25 protein-coding genes and 2 pseudogenes are annotated in these 14,563 nt (G+C 22.5%); 18 read left to right on the forward strand and 9 right to left on the reverse strand.

Annotated features, from left to right (window positions below):
• Nucleotides 1-19: 19 nt before the first annotated feature.
• Together AACK89_RS03475 and AACK89_RS03480 are read right to left on the reverse strand one after the other, a co-directional pair.
• Entirely contained in the window at nt 20-523 is a 504-nt protein-coding gene (locus AACK89_RS03475; RefSeq protein WP_338979196.1) for a hypothetical protein, read from the reverse strand.
• Between the two features lie 193 nt (nt 524-716).
• A complete protein-coding gene (locus AACK89_RS03480; RefSeq protein WP_338960183.1) occupies nt 717-1,094 on the reverse strand; it encodes a hypothetical protein in 378 nt (125 codons plus the stop codon).
• Between the two features lie 173 nt (nt 1,095-1,267).
• Between AACK89_RS03480 and AACK89_RS03485 the strand changes: the two genes are divergently transcribed.
• The 3 genes from AACK89_RS03485 to AACK89_RS03495 are packed head-to-tail and all read left to right on the forward strand — an operon-like array spanning nt 1,268 to nt 3,095.
• Nucleotides 1,268-2,074: an ABC transporter ATP-binding protein gene (locus AACK89_RS03485; protein ID WP_338979199.1), complete on the forward strand. Its 807-nt coding sequence runs from the start codon at nt 1,268-1,270 to the stop codon at nt 2,072-2,074.
• Complete coding sequence (locus AACK89_RS03490) at nt 2,025-2,801, forward strand: hypothetical protein (protein ID WP_338979200.1); 777 nt, start codon at nt 2,025-2,027, stop codon at nt 2,799-2,801. Before AACK89_RS03485 ends, AACK89_RS03490 begins: the two co-directional genes overlap by 50 nt.
• Before the next feature lie 54 nt (nt 2,802-2,855).
• Nucleotides 2,856-3,095, forward strand: coding sequence for a hypothetical protein (locus AACK89_RS03495; RefSeq protein WP_338960177.1), 240 nt, complete (start codon nt 2,856-2,858; stop codon nt 3,093-3,095).
• A 153-nt stretch (nt 3,096-3,248) separates the two neighbouring features.
• Here AACK89_RS03495 and AACK89_RS03500 read toward each other — a convergent pair whose 3' ends face one another.
• The gene (locus AACK89_RS03500; RefSeq protein ID WP_338979202.1) at nt 3,249-3,509 is read right to left on the reverse strand and encodes a hypothetical protein; all 261 of its coding nucleotides are present in this window, start codon (nt 3,507-3,509) and stop codon (nt 3,249-3,251) included.
• 658 nt (nt 3,510-4,167) lie between these two features.
• Between AACK89_RS03500 and AACK89_RS03505 the strand changes: the two genes are divergently transcribed.
• From AACK89_RS03505 to AACK89_RS03525, 5 genes are all read left to right on the forward strand, one after another.
• Nucleotides 4,168-4,686 (forward strand): hypothetical protein, encoded by a 519-nt coding sequence (locus AACK89_RS03505; RefSeq protein ID WP_174481154.1) that lies wholly within the window; start codon nt 4,168-4,170, stop codon nt 4,684-4,686.
• A 134-nt stretch (nt 4,687-4,820) separates the two neighbouring features.
• Nucleotides 4,821-5,024, forward strand: coding sequence for a hypothetical protein (locus AACK89_RS03510; protein ID WP_338979204.1), 204 nt, complete (start codon nt 4,821-4,823; stop codon nt 5,022-5,024).
• Nucleotides 5,025-5,039: 15 nt separating this feature from the next.
• A complete protein-coding gene (locus tag AACK89_RS03515) occupies nt 5,040-5,336 on the forward strand; it encodes a hypothetical protein (protein ID WP_174481152.1) in 297 nt (98 codons plus the stop codon).
• On the forward strand, nt 5,336-5,773 hold the full coding sequence (locus tag AACK89_RS03520; protein ID WP_338979206.1) for a hypothetical protein: 438 nt from the start codon (nt 5,336-5,338) through the stop codon (nt 5,771-5,773). The genes AACK89_RS03515 and AACK89_RS03520 overlap by 1 nt, the downstream gene beginning before the upstream one ends.
• On the forward strand, nt 5,763-6,104 hold the full coding sequence (locus AACK89_RS03525; protein WP_338979208.1) for a hypothetical protein: 342 nt from the start codon (nt 5,763-5,765) through the stop codon (nt 6,102-6,104). The genes AACK89_RS03520 and AACK89_RS03525 overlap by 11 nt, the downstream gene beginning before the upstream one ends.
• Here the strand turns inward: AACK89_RS03525 and AACK89_RS03530 are convergent.
• Nucleotides 6,078-7,177 (reverse strand): IS3 family transposase gene (locus tag AACK89_RS03530; RefSeq protein WP_338977768.1). Its coding sequence is split into 2 segments (ribosomal slippage): nt 6,078-6,934 and nt 6,934-7,177, totalling 1,101 coding nucleotides; the frame shifts between segments, so codons are not numbered across the junction. The genes AACK89_RS03525 and AACK89_RS03530 overlap by 27 nt on opposite strands.
• A 103-nt stretch (nt 7,178-7,280) precedes the next feature.
• Here AACK89_RS03530 and AACK89_RS03535 point away from each other — a divergent pair.
• From AACK89_RS03535 to AACK89_RS03575, 9 genes are read left to right on the forward strand one after another with little or no spacing between them, the layout of a single operon-like run.
• Complete coding sequence (locus tag AACK89_RS03535) at nt 7,281-7,442, forward strand: hypothetical protein (RefSeq protein WP_174481149.1); 162 nt, start codon at nt 7,281-7,283, stop codon at nt 7,440-7,442.
• Nucleotides 7,442-7,675 (forward strand): hypothetical protein, encoded by a 234-nt coding sequence (locus tag AACK89_RS03540; RefSeq protein ID WP_338978131.1) that lies wholly within the window; start codon nt 7,442-7,444, stop codon nt 7,673-7,675. Before AACK89_RS03535 ends, AACK89_RS03540 begins: the two co-directional genes overlap by 1 nt.
• Entirely contained in the window at nt 7,668-7,790 is a 123-nt protein-coding gene (locus AACK89_RS03545) for a hypothetical protein (RefSeq protein WP_338979210.1), read from the forward strand. The genes AACK89_RS03540 and AACK89_RS03545 overlap by 8 nt, the downstream gene beginning before the upstream one ends.
• Nucleotides 7,790-8,035, forward strand: coding sequence for a hypothetical protein (locus AACK89_RS03550; protein WP_338979212.1), 246 nt, complete (start codon nt 7,790-7,792; stop codon nt 8,033-8,035). Before AACK89_RS03545 ends, AACK89_RS03550 begins: the two co-directional genes overlap by 1 nt.
• Before the next feature lie 2 nt (nt 8,036-8,037).
• On the forward strand, nt 8,038-8,850 hold the full coding sequence (locus AACK89_RS03555; RefSeq protein WP_338979214.1) for a hypothetical protein: 813 nt from the start codon (nt 8,038-8,040) through the stop codon (nt 8,848-8,850).
• Between the two features lie 16 nt (nt 8,851-8,866).
• The gene (locus AACK89_RS03560) at nt 8,867-9,025 is read left to right on the forward strand and encodes a hypothetical protein (protein ID WP_338975872.1); all 159 of its coding nucleotides are present in this window, start codon (nt 8,867-8,869) and stop codon (nt 9,023-9,025) included.
• A gap of 40 nt (nt 9,026-9,065) precedes the next feature.
• Nucleotides 9,066-9,254 carry a hypothetical protein gene (locus tag AACK89_RS03565; RefSeq protein ID WP_174481134.1) on the forward strand — a complete coding sequence of 63 codons (189 nt, stop codon included), beginning with the start codon at nt 9,066-9,068 and terminating at the stop codon, nt 9,252-9,254.
• Between the two features lies 1 nt (nt 9,255).
• The gene (locus tag AACK89_RS03570) at nt 9,256-9,441 is read left to right on the forward strand and encodes a hypothetical protein (protein WP_338979215.1); all 186 of its coding nucleotides are present in this window, start codon (nt 9,256-9,258) and stop codon (nt 9,439-9,441) included.
• A 17-nt stretch (nt 9,442-9,458) separates the two neighbouring features.
• On the forward strand, nt 9,459-9,833 hold the full coding sequence (locus AACK89_RS03575; RefSeq protein ID WP_338975874.1) for a hypothetical protein: 375 nt from the start codon (nt 9,459-9,461) through the stop codon (nt 9,831-9,833).
• 116 nt (nt 9,834-9,949) lie between these two features.
• On the opposite strand, the pseudogene AACK89_RS07665 reads toward AACK89_RS03575, so the two are convergent.
• Nucleotides 9,950-10,216 (reverse strand): annotated as a pseudogene (locus AACK89_RS07665) (transposase); the annotation flags it as partial.
• A gap of 91 nt (nt 10,217-10,307) precedes the next feature.
• Here AACK89_RS07665 and AACK89_RS03585 point away from each other — a divergent pair.
• On the forward strand, nt 10,308-11,546 hold the full coding sequence (locus tag AACK89_RS03585) for an IS256 family transposase (protein ID WP_281749630.1): 1,239 nt from the start codon (nt 10,308-10,310) through the stop codon (nt 11,544-11,546).
• Between the two features lie 147 nt (nt 11,547-11,693).
• On the opposite strand, the pseudogene AACK89_RS03590 reads toward AACK89_RS03585, so the two are convergent.
• From AACK89_RS03590 to AACK89_RS03605, 4 genes and pseudogenes are all read right to left on the reverse strand, one after another.
• Nucleotides 11,694-12,323, reverse strand: a pseudogene (locus tag AACK89_RS03590) (IS256 family transposase); the annotation flags it as partial.
• Nucleotides 12,324-12,810: 487 nt separating this feature from the next.
• Nucleotides 12,811-13,410: a LemA family protein gene (locus AACK89_RS03595; RefSeq protein WP_338979219.1), complete on the reverse strand. Its 600-nt coding sequence runs from the start codon at nt 13,408-13,410 to the stop codon at nt 12,811-12,813.
• Nucleotides 13,411-13,553: 143 nt separating this feature from the next.
• A complete protein-coding gene (gene radC / locus AACK89_RS03600; protein ID WP_338979220.1) occupies nt 13,554-14,243 on the reverse strand; it encodes a RadC family protein in 690 nt (229 codons plus the stop codon).
• The gene (locus AACK89_RS03605; protein WP_338979221.1) at nt 14,233-14,514 is read right to left on the reverse strand and encodes a hypothetical protein; all 282 of its coding nucleotides are present in this window, start codon (nt 14,512-14,514) and stop codon (nt 14,233-14,235) included. Before AACK89_RS03605 ends, radC begins: the two co-directional genes overlap by 11 nt.
• Nucleotides 14,515-14,563: the final 49 nt, after the last annotated feature.

A 14,563-nucleotide genomic window follows, 5' to 3' on the forward strand; every position in this document is an offset into this window, starting at 1 on the left:
TTTTTTATATAAAATTTTTTTATATTTGTGATAAATTTGATTTGCTTTTATTTGTTACAGAAAAATTAATTTCCGAATTTACACTTTTAATTATATTTTTTTTGTTAATTCGTAATATTAGTTCATTTATTTTTACTAAATTTTGTTGTTTAATTTCTTTGATTTTTGTTAAAATAGTTATTTTTGTTTCTATTTTTTTATTTCAATTAAATAATCCAATAGTAAGTATTTTCATTATTTTATTTATTTTTTTATTTATTTTTTTATTATTTAATTTTTTTGATAGGTTATTTATTGAATTTATAAAATTATTTTCTAATTTTTTTAAGGATTCTAAAGTTTTTATTTTTTTATTTAAAAATTGATAATGATTTTGAGTATTTTTTTTATTATTTTCTCAAAAGTCAAAAATATCATTGTAATCTTTACTATAAGTTTCAATCGGAAAATGTAAATAAAGATTAATAATATGATAATTATTTGCTATAAAGTTAACTTCTCTTTCTAAATCATTAATATCCATTTTTTAATGTCTCCTCTCTTTTAAAAAATAAAAAAACCTTTTACTTTTAAAATAAAGTAATGGGTTAAAACTTTGATCAAGTTTGTTTTTATATTATATATTATTTTAATTTTATAATTGAAAAATTAAATTATAAATAGTAAAAGTGTTGTTATTAATATTTTTTTATATTTTTATATAAAAATATTTAAAATTAAAAAATTGTGCATGGTGGACAACATTTTTTACCATATTGCATATTAATTAATTCTTCTGAATTTATACTATTTATATCATCATTAGTTATTAGAAAAGTACTATCTTTTAAATATTGATCTTCATTATTTAACTGTTGGAGGTTAAAATTAAATTCTAGATTTCCATTTTCAATTTCATCTAAATGTTCTTCATAATCTACTAATAATTTTTGTTTTAAGTTAACAATTTTTTCATTGATTAAAGCAATTTCTTTTAATATCTTTTCTTTATTATTAAGACTAAAATTTTTGTTAAATGGATTCAAACTTTTTTCTAATTCTTTTTTCTCTTTTTTTAATTTTTTTATTTCTTTTTTTTGTGCATTTTTTTTCATAATTTTCTCCTTTTAAAAATAAAAACTCATTTACTTTTTATGAAATTAATGAGTAAAAACCTAATAAAGTTTACAATATATTATATAATATTTTAATTTTTATAACTTAAAAAACAAGTAATATTTATGTAGTAATTATGATAAAATTATAAAGTTATAGGAAGGAAGTAATTATGATTAAAGATAAAAAAAATAATGTTGAAATCATTAATGTCAGTAAAAACTATGATAGTAATGAAGTCATTAAAAATGTTAGTCTGAATATTGCTATTGGTGCCAAAATTGGTATTGTTGGCCCCAATGGTACTGGAAAAACAACATTATGTGAAATGATTTCCCAACTTCGTAAACCAACAACAGGTACTATTAATATTAAACCTAATTTAAAAATAGGCATGCAATTACAAGAAACTAAATTTCCTCGTGGTCTAACTGGTTGAGATATGGCCCAATATTATATGAGAGTTTATCGTTTAAATAAGTCTGTTGAAGACATTCAAAAGTTATTGTACTATTTGGACGCTGAAGCATTTATTAATAAACCTATTATTACTTTATCGGGCGGTCAACAACAAAAAATTAATATTTTATTAGCATTAATTGTTGAACCAGATTTATTAATTTTAGATGAATTAGCTACGGGATTAGATTTAGAGGTACGTGAGCGAATTTATGAATTACTAGAAAAAGAAGTTTTTATTAAACCTAATCTTTCAGTATTGATTGTTTCACATAATATGCAAGAAATTGAACGTTTTTGTCAACAAATTATTTTCATGTTTGAAGGTTCAATTATTAGTATAAATGATGTTAAAACTGTTGTTAAAGAATATGGAAGTATTGAAGAATATGTTAAAACTAAATTTAAAGAATATAAAATAGGTATGTATGATAGCGAAGCGTTATTAAAAAGATTAGGAGGGGAAAATAATGAAAAATGAGCTAAGTCTTGAAAAAAACACCTTAAAAAACAAAAATAATGATTGATCTCTTCTTAATTTATTTTGAAGTTATTTAAAACGTAATCGTTCAATTATTATTTTTTCAGTTTTCGTTTCACCATTGATTTTTATTGGTGCATCAATTGGTGGAAATAATCAAATATTATCATCACCTGCTGGTAAAAATATTGGACGATTTATTTTGATGATTATTTGATTGACACAAACTGCTTCCTTTTCAATTCAAACTTTTTTAGCTATTTTACTAGATTTAAAACAAAGCGTAGTTTATCGACGCATTGGTTTAACAAGAATTAGCAAAACCAAGTTTATTATTATAACATCAATATTTAATTTAGCTTTAGTTTTAATTTCTGATATTATTATTTTTATTGGTGTTATTATTATTGGTTATGTTGTTCCTTTATCTGGAATGATTAGTTCCATTTTTAATTGACAATTATTAATTATTATTTTATTTACATTATTTTTTTCTATTACTATTACTAGTATTGCTTTGCTAATGTCAGTTATTATTAAAAGTCGTACTGGACAAGCAATTGTTAGTTTATTTACTAGTTTATTAATTGTTGCGCCATTAATTATTTTAACTTACTTTTTAGCTAGTCTTATTGGTGAAGGATTAGTTTCAAGTATTGGTGCTGTTGCTGTTGTTGTTATTTTAGTGGGTATATTTATTGCCTTAAATCTTATTAGTTGTGGCATTTATTATTTAACTTGAAAACTATTTAAATGATTTGATTAATTTTTATAAAAGTATGTAATGAATTATAAAATAACAAAGGAGTGAAAATATACAATGCCTAAAAATATAAGAAAATATGTTATTGATGAACAACCAATTAATTATTTTGATAAAGTTAAAGCATGATTAGATAATCAAAATAAATTTGAAAATTTAGAACTATTATCAGAAGTTGCATCTCAACAAAACTATTTAAAACAAAGTGATAAGTTAAATACTAAAGTAATAAATCAATTAGAAAATAAATATTTGGAAAATGTTTCAAATTTAAATCAAAAATTGAAAATGTTTTAATATAATAACTTACTTATTTTTATTAATTTATAGTCTAATTATTTTTTATAAATAATTAGATTTTTATATATTAACAATATTTTGAAATAATAGGTTTATTAAAATACTCCTTTAAAAATAAATTTAAAGGAGTATGAATATTTAAAAAATAAATTATGAGTATAATCGAAAACCGTTCCCTAAAATTGTTTTAATTTGTCCTCCACTTTCAGATCCTCATGTTTCACCATAATGAGCAATGATGATTTGAAAAAATCATTTTCCATTTTCTTCATAAAAAGTTAATCCTAATTTAATAGTTATTAATAAACTGGCAAGTAAGAAATTTTCTTTATTATTACATATGATAATATTACAAAAATTTGCTGGGTTAATAGGTCCATTTTTTGTTACTTTTGCATGGACGGTTGTCAAATTTACGAAATAATTAATTATTATATTAGTAACTTATTTCCAAAAATGAATTATTTTAAAAAAAATGAAAATTAGACAAAATTACTCTCTTTAATCCTTAAATTTTTAAATTTATATTCGACGTATTTTAAAAAATATACATTTAAAAAAAATAAAAATTATTATCAAAGTTATTAAGGAAAAGACAAGAAATAATCTTGTCTTTTTTTTGTAATTGTAAAATTTTAAAATTTTTAATAACTTTCTTTAATACTATTATCAACACGTATTAAGGAATTAAAAAAGTGAACCACAACACAGTTGTTCAAAATAGTGGCTAGCATGTGGACTTGCATGGATAAATAAAAAGTGGAGTGATACCTAATAAAATATACTAACCATTTAATGGTAATCCTTGGGGTGGGAGCGGATTGGAAACTAGTATATATAGACCTGCTTAGGGAACCTACTATATTAATTCTATTCTTTATTTAACCAACCTTGCCACTCCCAAGTGAGCAAGTGTTGGTTTTATTTTTTATTTTTTTTGAAAAAATTTATTTTTGAGCCCAGAATTTCTGGAATGAATAAAACGAATAGTAGTATTATTAATAATTTAAAAATCAAAATATATGTTCTTTATGCTAGAAGCAACAGAACATATTAGGAAAGGATTATTATGCAAATAGAATTTAAAAAAGAACAAATTGTTAAAGATAAACCACAATCTATTCTTATTGATTATGTTGAATATAAATTATCGCTTCCAAAATGAATGATTAAAAATAATTCTTTTATTGTTGATAACAGTTACACATATTGAGTTTTTAATTTAGAAAATATTAAAAGAGAATTAAGTGGTAATGAATTAATAAAATTATTAGAACCATATATTAAAGACCAAAAAATAACTGTTAATAAACAAGAAACACCCAAAGAATATTATCTTAATGATATAAAACTTGAACCATTAACATTTTATGAACAGCATAATAGTTGATTTATGGGTGAAATAACAGATAACAAAACTAAAATTACTAATCCTTGTTTTAAATATAACATTACATGAGAAGAAAACAGAAAAGGCTTTAAAATAAATAATCCATATAAACATGATGATTTACCAATTAATTATATAGTTACTTCTTATAAGGAAATTTCAACTCATAATGAAAAAGTATTTTTGTTGAACATGTAAACAAAATAAATTAGATTATTTATTTTTTAATACTAATGATATAAAAGCAAGAAAATATTTTTTAAGAGATAAAAATAGTAAAGCAATTTGTTATGACTGTATTTTAAATATTAGGTTAAGTAGGAGCTATAAATATGGATAAAGAATATTTAACTAAAAGAGGAACGATTTGCATACCGGATAGTAATGCTATTGAATTTAAAATAGGACTAATTAAACTGATTGATGATTTAAAAAAAGATAATTTAGTTTGTGGTCATAAAGAATTTATTGAAGAATGTAAATATTGTTGATGTAATTGTGATTTAGAAATTATTAAAACAGTTATTAGAAGTTAAGTAGGAGTTATAAATATGGATAAACAAAAACCATTTTCTTATAAAGACCAAGAAAATATTAATGAATATAATAAAAAACGTAATCAAGAAATAACAAAAGAACATTTATATAATATAGAAAAATTAAGAGAAGAGTTTAAACAAAAAGTAATTAATCAATATAAGGAAAATTTAATTAATTATCTTGAAAATGAATTTATGGAATTACTTAAAGATGATATTAGTGATGTAATTAAAATTGATATTACTAATTGAAAACTTAAATTAATAATGAAATTACAAGAAAAAATTCAAAATGGTGACTTTGAATAATGCAATATGACTTAATTATTGGAATTGACCCCGCTGGAATTGGTAATAATGGAATTGTTATATATTCAAATGAAACTAATAATATTGTTTTTAATGAAACATTCAAAACTAAAACAGTTTTAGAAAGTAAAAATTTGTATAAAAAATACTTTTTATTAATTAAAAAACATTCTGACAATAAAAAAATACTAGTTATTGTAGAAAATTTCTTTTTAAATTCAAAACAATTATTAACTAATCCATTAGCAACTCCTAAAATTATTGGTGCATTAATGGTATTAGTAGAAGACGTTATGAATTGAGATTTTCAAGAAAGCGAACCAAAAAATAAAACTAAAATAGAAAATTATAAAGGAAATATAAAATTTACAAAACATGAACATGATGCATATAAGCATATTCAATACTATTTAAGGAATTATAAAAATGAAAGATAAAGCCAATTATGTCAAATTAACAGTAAAACTGAGTAACACTATTGAAGCAAAATGTTACGAAAAAGGTAATAAAGGATTATATTATAGTGTTCGTGGTCAATGAAATGGATTAAACTATGTTACTTTAATTTTTAACAACCCAAAATTTTATAATCGATGTATTTTATTAAACAAAAACGATGAAATTATTGTAACTGGTCAAATTTTTAATACTTTAAATATTCCTAAAAATCGTGCATTTTGTTCAATCAATGTTAAATGATTGGAATGGCAACCCTTTTTAGGACTATTTTTTGGTAGACATTTATTTTTGATAATTAACTGGAGTTAAGTAGTTTAAAGTGCTGTGAATTCTTATGTTGTTATATCAGTTGATGTAATCAAATAATTCTAATTTTAATTGGATTAATGATGTAAAATTTTTATCATTAATAAATTCAATTTTGAAAGTTTTAAAAGTTGCTTCAGCAACAGCGTTATCATAAGGACAACCTTTTTTGCTTAAAGAGCGATTAATATTGAATGCTAGTAAAAGTTTATCAATAATTTTATTATTAAATTCATTACCGCGATCACTATGAAATATTTGAATATCTTTTAAACAACGATTTGAGTGCATAAATGCTTGATGTACTAATGATGCATCTTTTTTAGTACCTACACTATGTCCAATAATTTCGCGGTTAAATAGGTCAATTAATAGGCAAATATAGTTTCATTTACCATTAACTTGAACATAAGTTAAATCACTAACAATAACTTCATTTTTAAGCCTATTATTAAAGTTTCTATTAACGATATTGGTTATTTGACTATCGTTGACTTTATTATGATGATTTTTGAATGATAATTTAGTGTATTTTGATATTAAATTATGTTTATTCATAATTTCTTTAATTTTTCTGCGTGACAAATAAATATTCTTTTCTTTTAGAACAACTTTTAATCTTCTTGTTCCATAAACTTCTTTATTTTCTTTAAAAGCACTAATAACAGCTTCATCATAAATATTATTTTGTTTTTTTTCTTTTTCCTTTAAATTAAAATAATATGTTGATTTAGAAAGTTTTAAAAAACGACACATTGTGCGAATTTTATATTTAACTTTATTTTTAGCAATAATTTCTATTTTCTGCCTATTATTAGTGCTGCTTGCTTTAAAATATCATTTTCCATTCGTAACTGTTTTAATTCTTTTCTTAATTTAATTAATTCATTTTCTTCAATAGAACGATTATCTTTAGTTTTAAAACTGCCTGAATTAGTAAATTGCTTAATTCAATTATAAGTAGCTGCTCTTGTAACATTGTACTCTTTAGCAAGACAAGACACTGACTTACCGCTTTGATATAAAGCTACTATTTGTTTTTTAAATTCATCGGTATATGAGTTAATATTGGCCATAATTATAGTTCCTTTCTTTTAACTAATTTGTTCACTTGTCTACGTAATTAGTGTCCAATAAAGTGTAACCTATCCAGATTTAAAAAATGAAAAGAGTAAAAAAATGATATTATGAAAAATTTTATTGATAGTACCAATATTAATAACATCTATAACACTAATAATATTTTTAATATTTATTATTAAAGAATTAAAAAATGAATATAAAGTATTAAAAATATTAAGTGAAATTGTTAATCAAATTAAAAATAAGGAAATAAAATAATGAAATGTTTTCTATGTATGCATGGAGAAATATATTCTCCAAAAACGTTGTATAAAATAAAAAAATTGAAAAAAATAATTTACAAAGATAGAGATATTGATAGTGAAGATTTTAAGAAAAGATATGAATATCTTTTAAAAAAATTAGGTGATATTGATGAACAAATCATTTTAATAGAAGCTTTGGTAAATCAAGAAAAAAGATATAGAAAGGAGAAATTGAATAATGAATAAAGAAAAATTAATTACTGAGTTAAGAAATAGTATATATCTTGGGAAAATAGATACATGTTGTGCTGGAAATATACTTAAAATAATTATAAAAATAGAAAATGGTGAATTTGACTAATGATAATATTACCTACTTTGTTTGAAAATAAAGATGAAATCGAAATATTATCACCATTTCCCAAATCAATTCATACCAGTAATGATATTAGAACAATTATTTTAAGAGAATATCCAAATGTTAAATCAAAACACATAATTGTTTCTGACCCCGAAGGTAATGTTGCATTAATAGTTGGTGATAATGATGTTTATCAAGGTTGAATTAAAGTAACAGTTAAAAAATTAGAAATTAAAGGAGAATAAAAATGGAAACAAATAATTATACTTTAACTAAATTAATTAGAACTGGAATAAGTCCAATTTGTGCAATGATTGGTACAAGTGCTTATTATGGTCAAGTAATTGCAAATCCAGTATTAGGTTCAATTAATAGTTTATTTTTTGGTAAAAAGTTAGGTTTAGATATATGAAATTTAAATCAAAGACCAAATACTAAAACTAAATTAATTAATAGTTCTAAAAAAATATTATTAGGTTTAGGAACAATTGGTTTAGCAAATTATAGTAAATGAACAGAAAGTAATATTAGTCCTATTATTCCAACAACACCAATTCCAATAACTACTACAACTACAACAGAAGGTCCGCCATGATTACTATTAAATAAACAAGAAAATCAGTCATTAATGGACTGAGATACATATATTAGTTTAAATGCTTATGGTATTTCAAATCTTATTAGTGGATTAACTGAGTTAATATCTAATAAATTTGAAACAATAAGAAAGATTTGTAATATGGCAACTGGTGGATGTTTAATATCAAGTGGTGTAGCAATGGGAATTAATAATGATTTTAATAATGCTTATGCAGTACCTACTATTATTGCTGGTGCAAGTGAAATAATCCATAATTTACTACCTATGGAAACTACAAATCATATTCAAGAAATGCAAGAAACATCATTTAATGATGAAACTGCAAGATTAGTAAATGATAATAGATTCACAATTAATAGTGAAACAACTAGTCAATACGGTAGTGATAATATGAGCGAAGTAGCATTAAATCACGATAATGCTTCATTAAATTGAGATTATAATCACATGAGTTTATAAAGGAGGTGAATAATTTATGAATAAAGAAAAATTACTTGAATATTATAATCAGGAAATAAAAATATATAAAGAAAAAATAGAAGAATTCAATAAAGAAATATCTGTATTAGTAGAAATTATAAGTAATTCACAATCAATGATTGAAAGAATTAATGGTGGTCAATTTGATGAATAATTAAAAATTAAAAATAAATAGTTGAAAGGAAAATATTCAAATGAAAGAATTTTTACATGAATTAATAATTATTGGAACAAGTGTTGGAACATTAATTTGCAGAGAAATTATTGTTTTATTAAAAAGATTTATCACAACTCCAAAACATGTTAGAGCAAATAACAAAATTATAAAACATCAAAAAAAATTAGCAAAATTAAACGAAAAAATTAATAAAGGAGAAAAATAATATGACAAAAATTGAATTTAATGAAAAATATAGAAAACAAGATATCAGAATTGATAGGGATTTTGAATTACATATTGATAATTGTTTTAAATTTACTGATATTAACGCATTAGAAAATGCAGTTAATGATTATAAAAAATTAATAAATGAAATGCCACAATTAGTTAAAGATTGATTATTGGGATAAGATTAGGAGAATGTTAAATGTTAGAAAATGAAGATAATGTTCAACAAACAACTGAACCTTTAACTGAAAATAATGCTCAACAAGAAATAGAAAATAAAGTTAATGAAGCAGAAAATAAGTTAAATAAACTTAATCAAGAAATTAAAGAAAAAGAAATAATTAATATATTTAAAAAATATCAAGTTAAAACTGAATTTTATGATTATTTAAAATTTAAAACTCATAATTTAGAAAATTCAAAAATTGAAGAAACTATTAAAAAAATGATTAAAGAACAACCAGTATTTAAAGAAACAATTAATACAGGTGGCAATAAACAAATAATTATTAATAATAAAACAAATGATAAAGAAAATTTTTTAATTAATTATAAAAAGAAAAATTATTTATAAACGAAAGGAAGAAATAAAATGTCAGTACCATTTAATCAAAATTTAGACAATACAGAGAGATTAGTAGAAGCGCCGAGGCTTTTTAATAATCTGTGTATCTTTGTTTTACAAAGTTACTAATTTAGATTAATTCTGTCTTCAAATTTTATCATAAAATGAGCAATTGCTGTATTTCAATTTTGAATAGGCAATGTTCATTTTTTTGTTATATTTTCAATTGCCAAGTAAAATATTTTGAAAACTGCCATATCATTAGGAAAAACTTTTTTATTTCTGATGATTTTTCGTAATTAACTATTAACAGATTCAATAGCATTTGTAGTATAAATCACTCTTTTGATTTCTACTGGATAACTAATAAAAACCATTAAATTATCTCAGGAAATGTTTAGTAATCTGTGTAACTTACAAAAATAACTATGTTTAATTAATTCTAGTAAATATAATTAAATGACTAGAAAGAGTGAGTTACAGATGGCTAAAAAAGATAACTTTAATAATAATGATCCAATATCAAAAGCAGTAGATTTATTACTAGAAAATACTGAAGATTTAACAACAGTTTTTAAACCTGGTGGTTTATATAAAGAATTAACAAAAAGATTAGTTGAAAAAATGTTGAATTCTGAAATGCAAAATTATTTAGGATATGAAAAAAATCAACATAGTACTACTGAAAATGCTCGTAATGGTACAAGTTCAAAAAAATTAATAACTCAACAAGGTAAAATTGAAATTGATGTACCAAGAGATCGCAATAGTAATTTTACTCCTGTAATAGTTCCTAAAAGGCAAAGAAGATTTGATGGTTTTGATCAACAAGTTCTTTCCTTGTATGCAAAAGGAATGACATTATCTGACATTAGAATGCAGTTGCAAGAGTTATATCATGGTGCTGATATTAGTGAAAGTGTTATTAGTCAAATTACTGATGATGTTATTGATGATGTTAAAGCATGACAAAATCGACCATTAGAAAGTATTTATCCTATTGTTTATTTTGATTGTATAGTAGTTAAAGTACGACAAGATAAACGGATTATTAACAAATCAGTTTATATAGCATTAGGAGTTGATTTAGAAGGCAAAAAAGATGTTTTAGGATTATGAATTAGTGAAAATGAAGGTTCTAAGTTTTGATTATCTAATTTCACAGAAATGAAAAATCGTGGCTTAAATGATATTCTTATTGCTTGTAGTGATAATTTAACAGGCATGTCAGAAGCAATACAATCAGTTTATCCTAAAACAGAACATCAATTATGCATTGTTCATCAAATTAGAAATAGTTTAAAATATGTTTCATACAAACATCGAAAAGGTCTAGTTGCAGATTTAAAACCAATTTATAGTGCATGTAGTGAAGAACAAGCAATGCAAGCTTTAGAATCGTTTGAAAGTAAATGAAATAAACAATATCCTCAAATTACTAAATCTTGATATAAAAATTGAGATAATTTAATGGTTTTTATTAGTTATCCAGTAGAAATCAAAAGAGTGATTTATACTACAAATGCTATTGAATCTGTTAATAGTCAATTACGAAAAATCATCAGAAATAAAAAAGTTTTTCCTAATGATATGGCAGTTTTCAAAATATTTTACTTGGCAATTGAAAATATAACAAAAAAATGAACATTGCCTATTCAAAATTGAAATACAGCAATTGCTCATTTTATGATAAAATTTGAAGACAGAATTAATCTAAATTAGTAACTTTGTAAAACAAAGATACACAGATTATTAAAAAGCCTCAATTGAAATACAGCAATTGCTCATTTTATGATAAAATTTGAAGACAGAATTAATCTAAATTAGTAACTTTGTAAAACAAAGATACACAGATTATTAAAAAGCCTCTCCTAAAACATCTTTTTTGCCTTCTAAATCAACTCCTAATGCTATATAAACTGATTTGTTAATAATCCGTTTATCTTGTCGTACTTTAACTACTATACAATCAAAATAAACAATAGGATAAATACTTTCTAATGGTCGATTTTGTCATGCTTTAACATCATCAATAACATCATCAGTAATTTGACTAATAACACTTTCACTAATATCAGCACCATGATATAACTCTTGCAACTGCATTCTAATGTCAGATAATGTCATTCCTTTTGCATACAAGGAAAGAACTTGTTGATCAAAACCATCAAATCTTCTTTGCCTTTTAGGAACTATTACAGGAGTAAAATTACTATTGCGATCTCTTGGTACATCAATTTCAATTTTACCTTGTTGAGTTATTAATTTTTTTGAACTTGTACCATTACGAGCATTTTCAGTAGTACTATGTTGATTTTTTTCATATCCTAAATAATTTTGCATTTCAGAATTCAACATTTTTTCAACTAATCTTTTTGTTAATTCTTTATATAAACCGCCAGGTTTAAAAACTGTTGTTAAATCTTCAGTATTTTCTAGTAATAAATCTACTGCTTTTGATATTGGATCATTATTATTAAAGTTATCTTTTTTAGCCATCTGTAACTCACTCTTTCTAGTCATTTAATTATATTTACTAGAATTAATTAAACATAGTTATTTTTGTAAGTTACACAGATTACTAAACATTTCCGTTTTCTTTGAAAATTTAATATTTTATAATTAATAACTAATTTATTTTTAATAATTTTAAAAAATAAATATGCAAACAAAAAAATTCATAATAAAAACATTAAAAAAGAAAAATTTGAAAAAATTTGAAAAAAAATATTCATATTACTTTACTACTTTCTTTAATATTTATTAAGAACTTACTTAATGAGTTAGATTATACCAAAATATAATTTTTCTTAAATAAAAAATGAAATAAAGAATAAAATAATTAAATCTAATTAATATAAATTTTAATTTTAAATAAAATACCCTTTCTTCAAACAAATCATAAATGTTTATTCAAAACAATTTATTTGTCTAAAGAAAGGGATAAAAAACTAATTTAAATATATTTTCAAAAATAAATTTAATTTTATAAGTCAATTTTAATATCTTGACGATCGCTATCTGATGCAAGAAAGTAATCTTTTGAAACTAAATTTAATGTTGATGCTACAACATTACTTGGAAAGGTTTTAATTTTACTATTGAACACTTTAACATTAGCATTATAAAATCTTCTAGCAGCAGCAATATTATCTTCACAATCTTTGGCACCTGATTGTAATTGTAAAACAGTAGTATTTGCTTTTAAATCAGGATAATTTTCTAATAAAGCATTAAATTTTCCAAAAGCTGCATTAAGTCCACTATCTGCTTTTGAAAGATCACTCATTGTTTCCATTTTTTCACTTCGTAAAGATACAACATCTGTTAATGTACTTTTTTCAAATTTCATATAACCTTTAGTAGCATCTACTAATTTTGTTAATAAATCAAAACGACGCTTTAATTGTACATCAATATCAGAAGCAGTTTCTTCAATTGATTGTTGTAATCTTAGAAAATTATTACGAGAAACAATAAATAAAATTATTGGAAATATTAAAACAAAAGATAAATAAACCATAATTTTTCCAAATAGTGACGGTTGGGCAGTAAATGATTCATTGCTAGGTTTAATTGTTGACATAATTTTCTCCTTTCTTATCAATATCTAATAACAAACTATGTTTAATAACTAGTCCATTCTTGGTAAGTTAAATATTATTTACACACTAAACCATAATAATTTTACTATATTTTTAAATTTAAGTAATGTATTTTTTTAAGTTTTTATTTAAGCTTATAATATTTTTTATTTAAATTTATACTAAAATAATTACCTTTGCCAATAATAATATGATCAACTAAGGTAATATTAAAAACCTGAAAATTTTTTTTAATTTCTTCGATGATATATAAATCAGATAGTGAGGGTTCACTATTACCACTAGGATGATTATGAATACAAATTACTTTACTTGATTTATGAATAAGTGCCAGATGCAACATATCTTTAACATCAATTTTCATAGTATCATTAGTACCCTTATATAATAAATTTTGATGAATTAATTTATTTTGATTATTTAATAATAATAAATAAAAATGTTCTTGCGTTAAATTTTGATAATATGCATTAACTAAATTAAAAACATCTTCGGGAATAATAATTTTAAAATATTTTTTTTGACTTTCAATAGTTCTTATTCTTTTTACTATTTCTAAACAACTTAAAATTTCTAAAGCCTTACTAACACCAATACCTTTAATACTCATTAAAGATTTAATAGTTACTTTATTTAAATTTTCAAGACCATTAAAATTAGTAATTATTTCTTGCGCTAAAAATAATACATTTTTTTCTTTAGTTCCTGTTCGCAAAATAATTGCTAATAATTCATTATCACTAAGAGCGTCAAAGCCATATTTAATGGCTTTTTCTCTTGGTTTTTTTGTATTATTAAGTTCTTTAAAATTCATAAAAAGGCGGTATTAAATGTGTTAATTTTTCTTGAAATTTATTAAATTCATCTTTAATTTTTGCTAAATCTTTACTATCATCTTTAGAACTGTCTCATTTACTTTCAATACCACCTGGTAACTTAATACTTCCCGAAACACTATTTCATAAATTTTTAATAACAGGAATTGCTATCCCCGCTAACACGGCACCCATTAAAAATTGAGCAAAACCACCACTAACTGCCTGACACTCTTGATCAGTCATTGGTTCTAAATCTTCTAAAATCATATTTATCAACCCCCTAAAACTTATTTTTATTTAAAAAATAGTTTTTTCC

Origin of the sequence: Spiroplasma endosymbiont of Panzeria rudis, assembly GCF_964019705.1 — a bacterium.
GTDB classification, from domain to species: Bacteria; Bacillota_I; Bacilli_A; order Mycoplasmatales; family VBWQ01; genus Spiroplasma_E; species Spiroplasma_E ixodetis_A.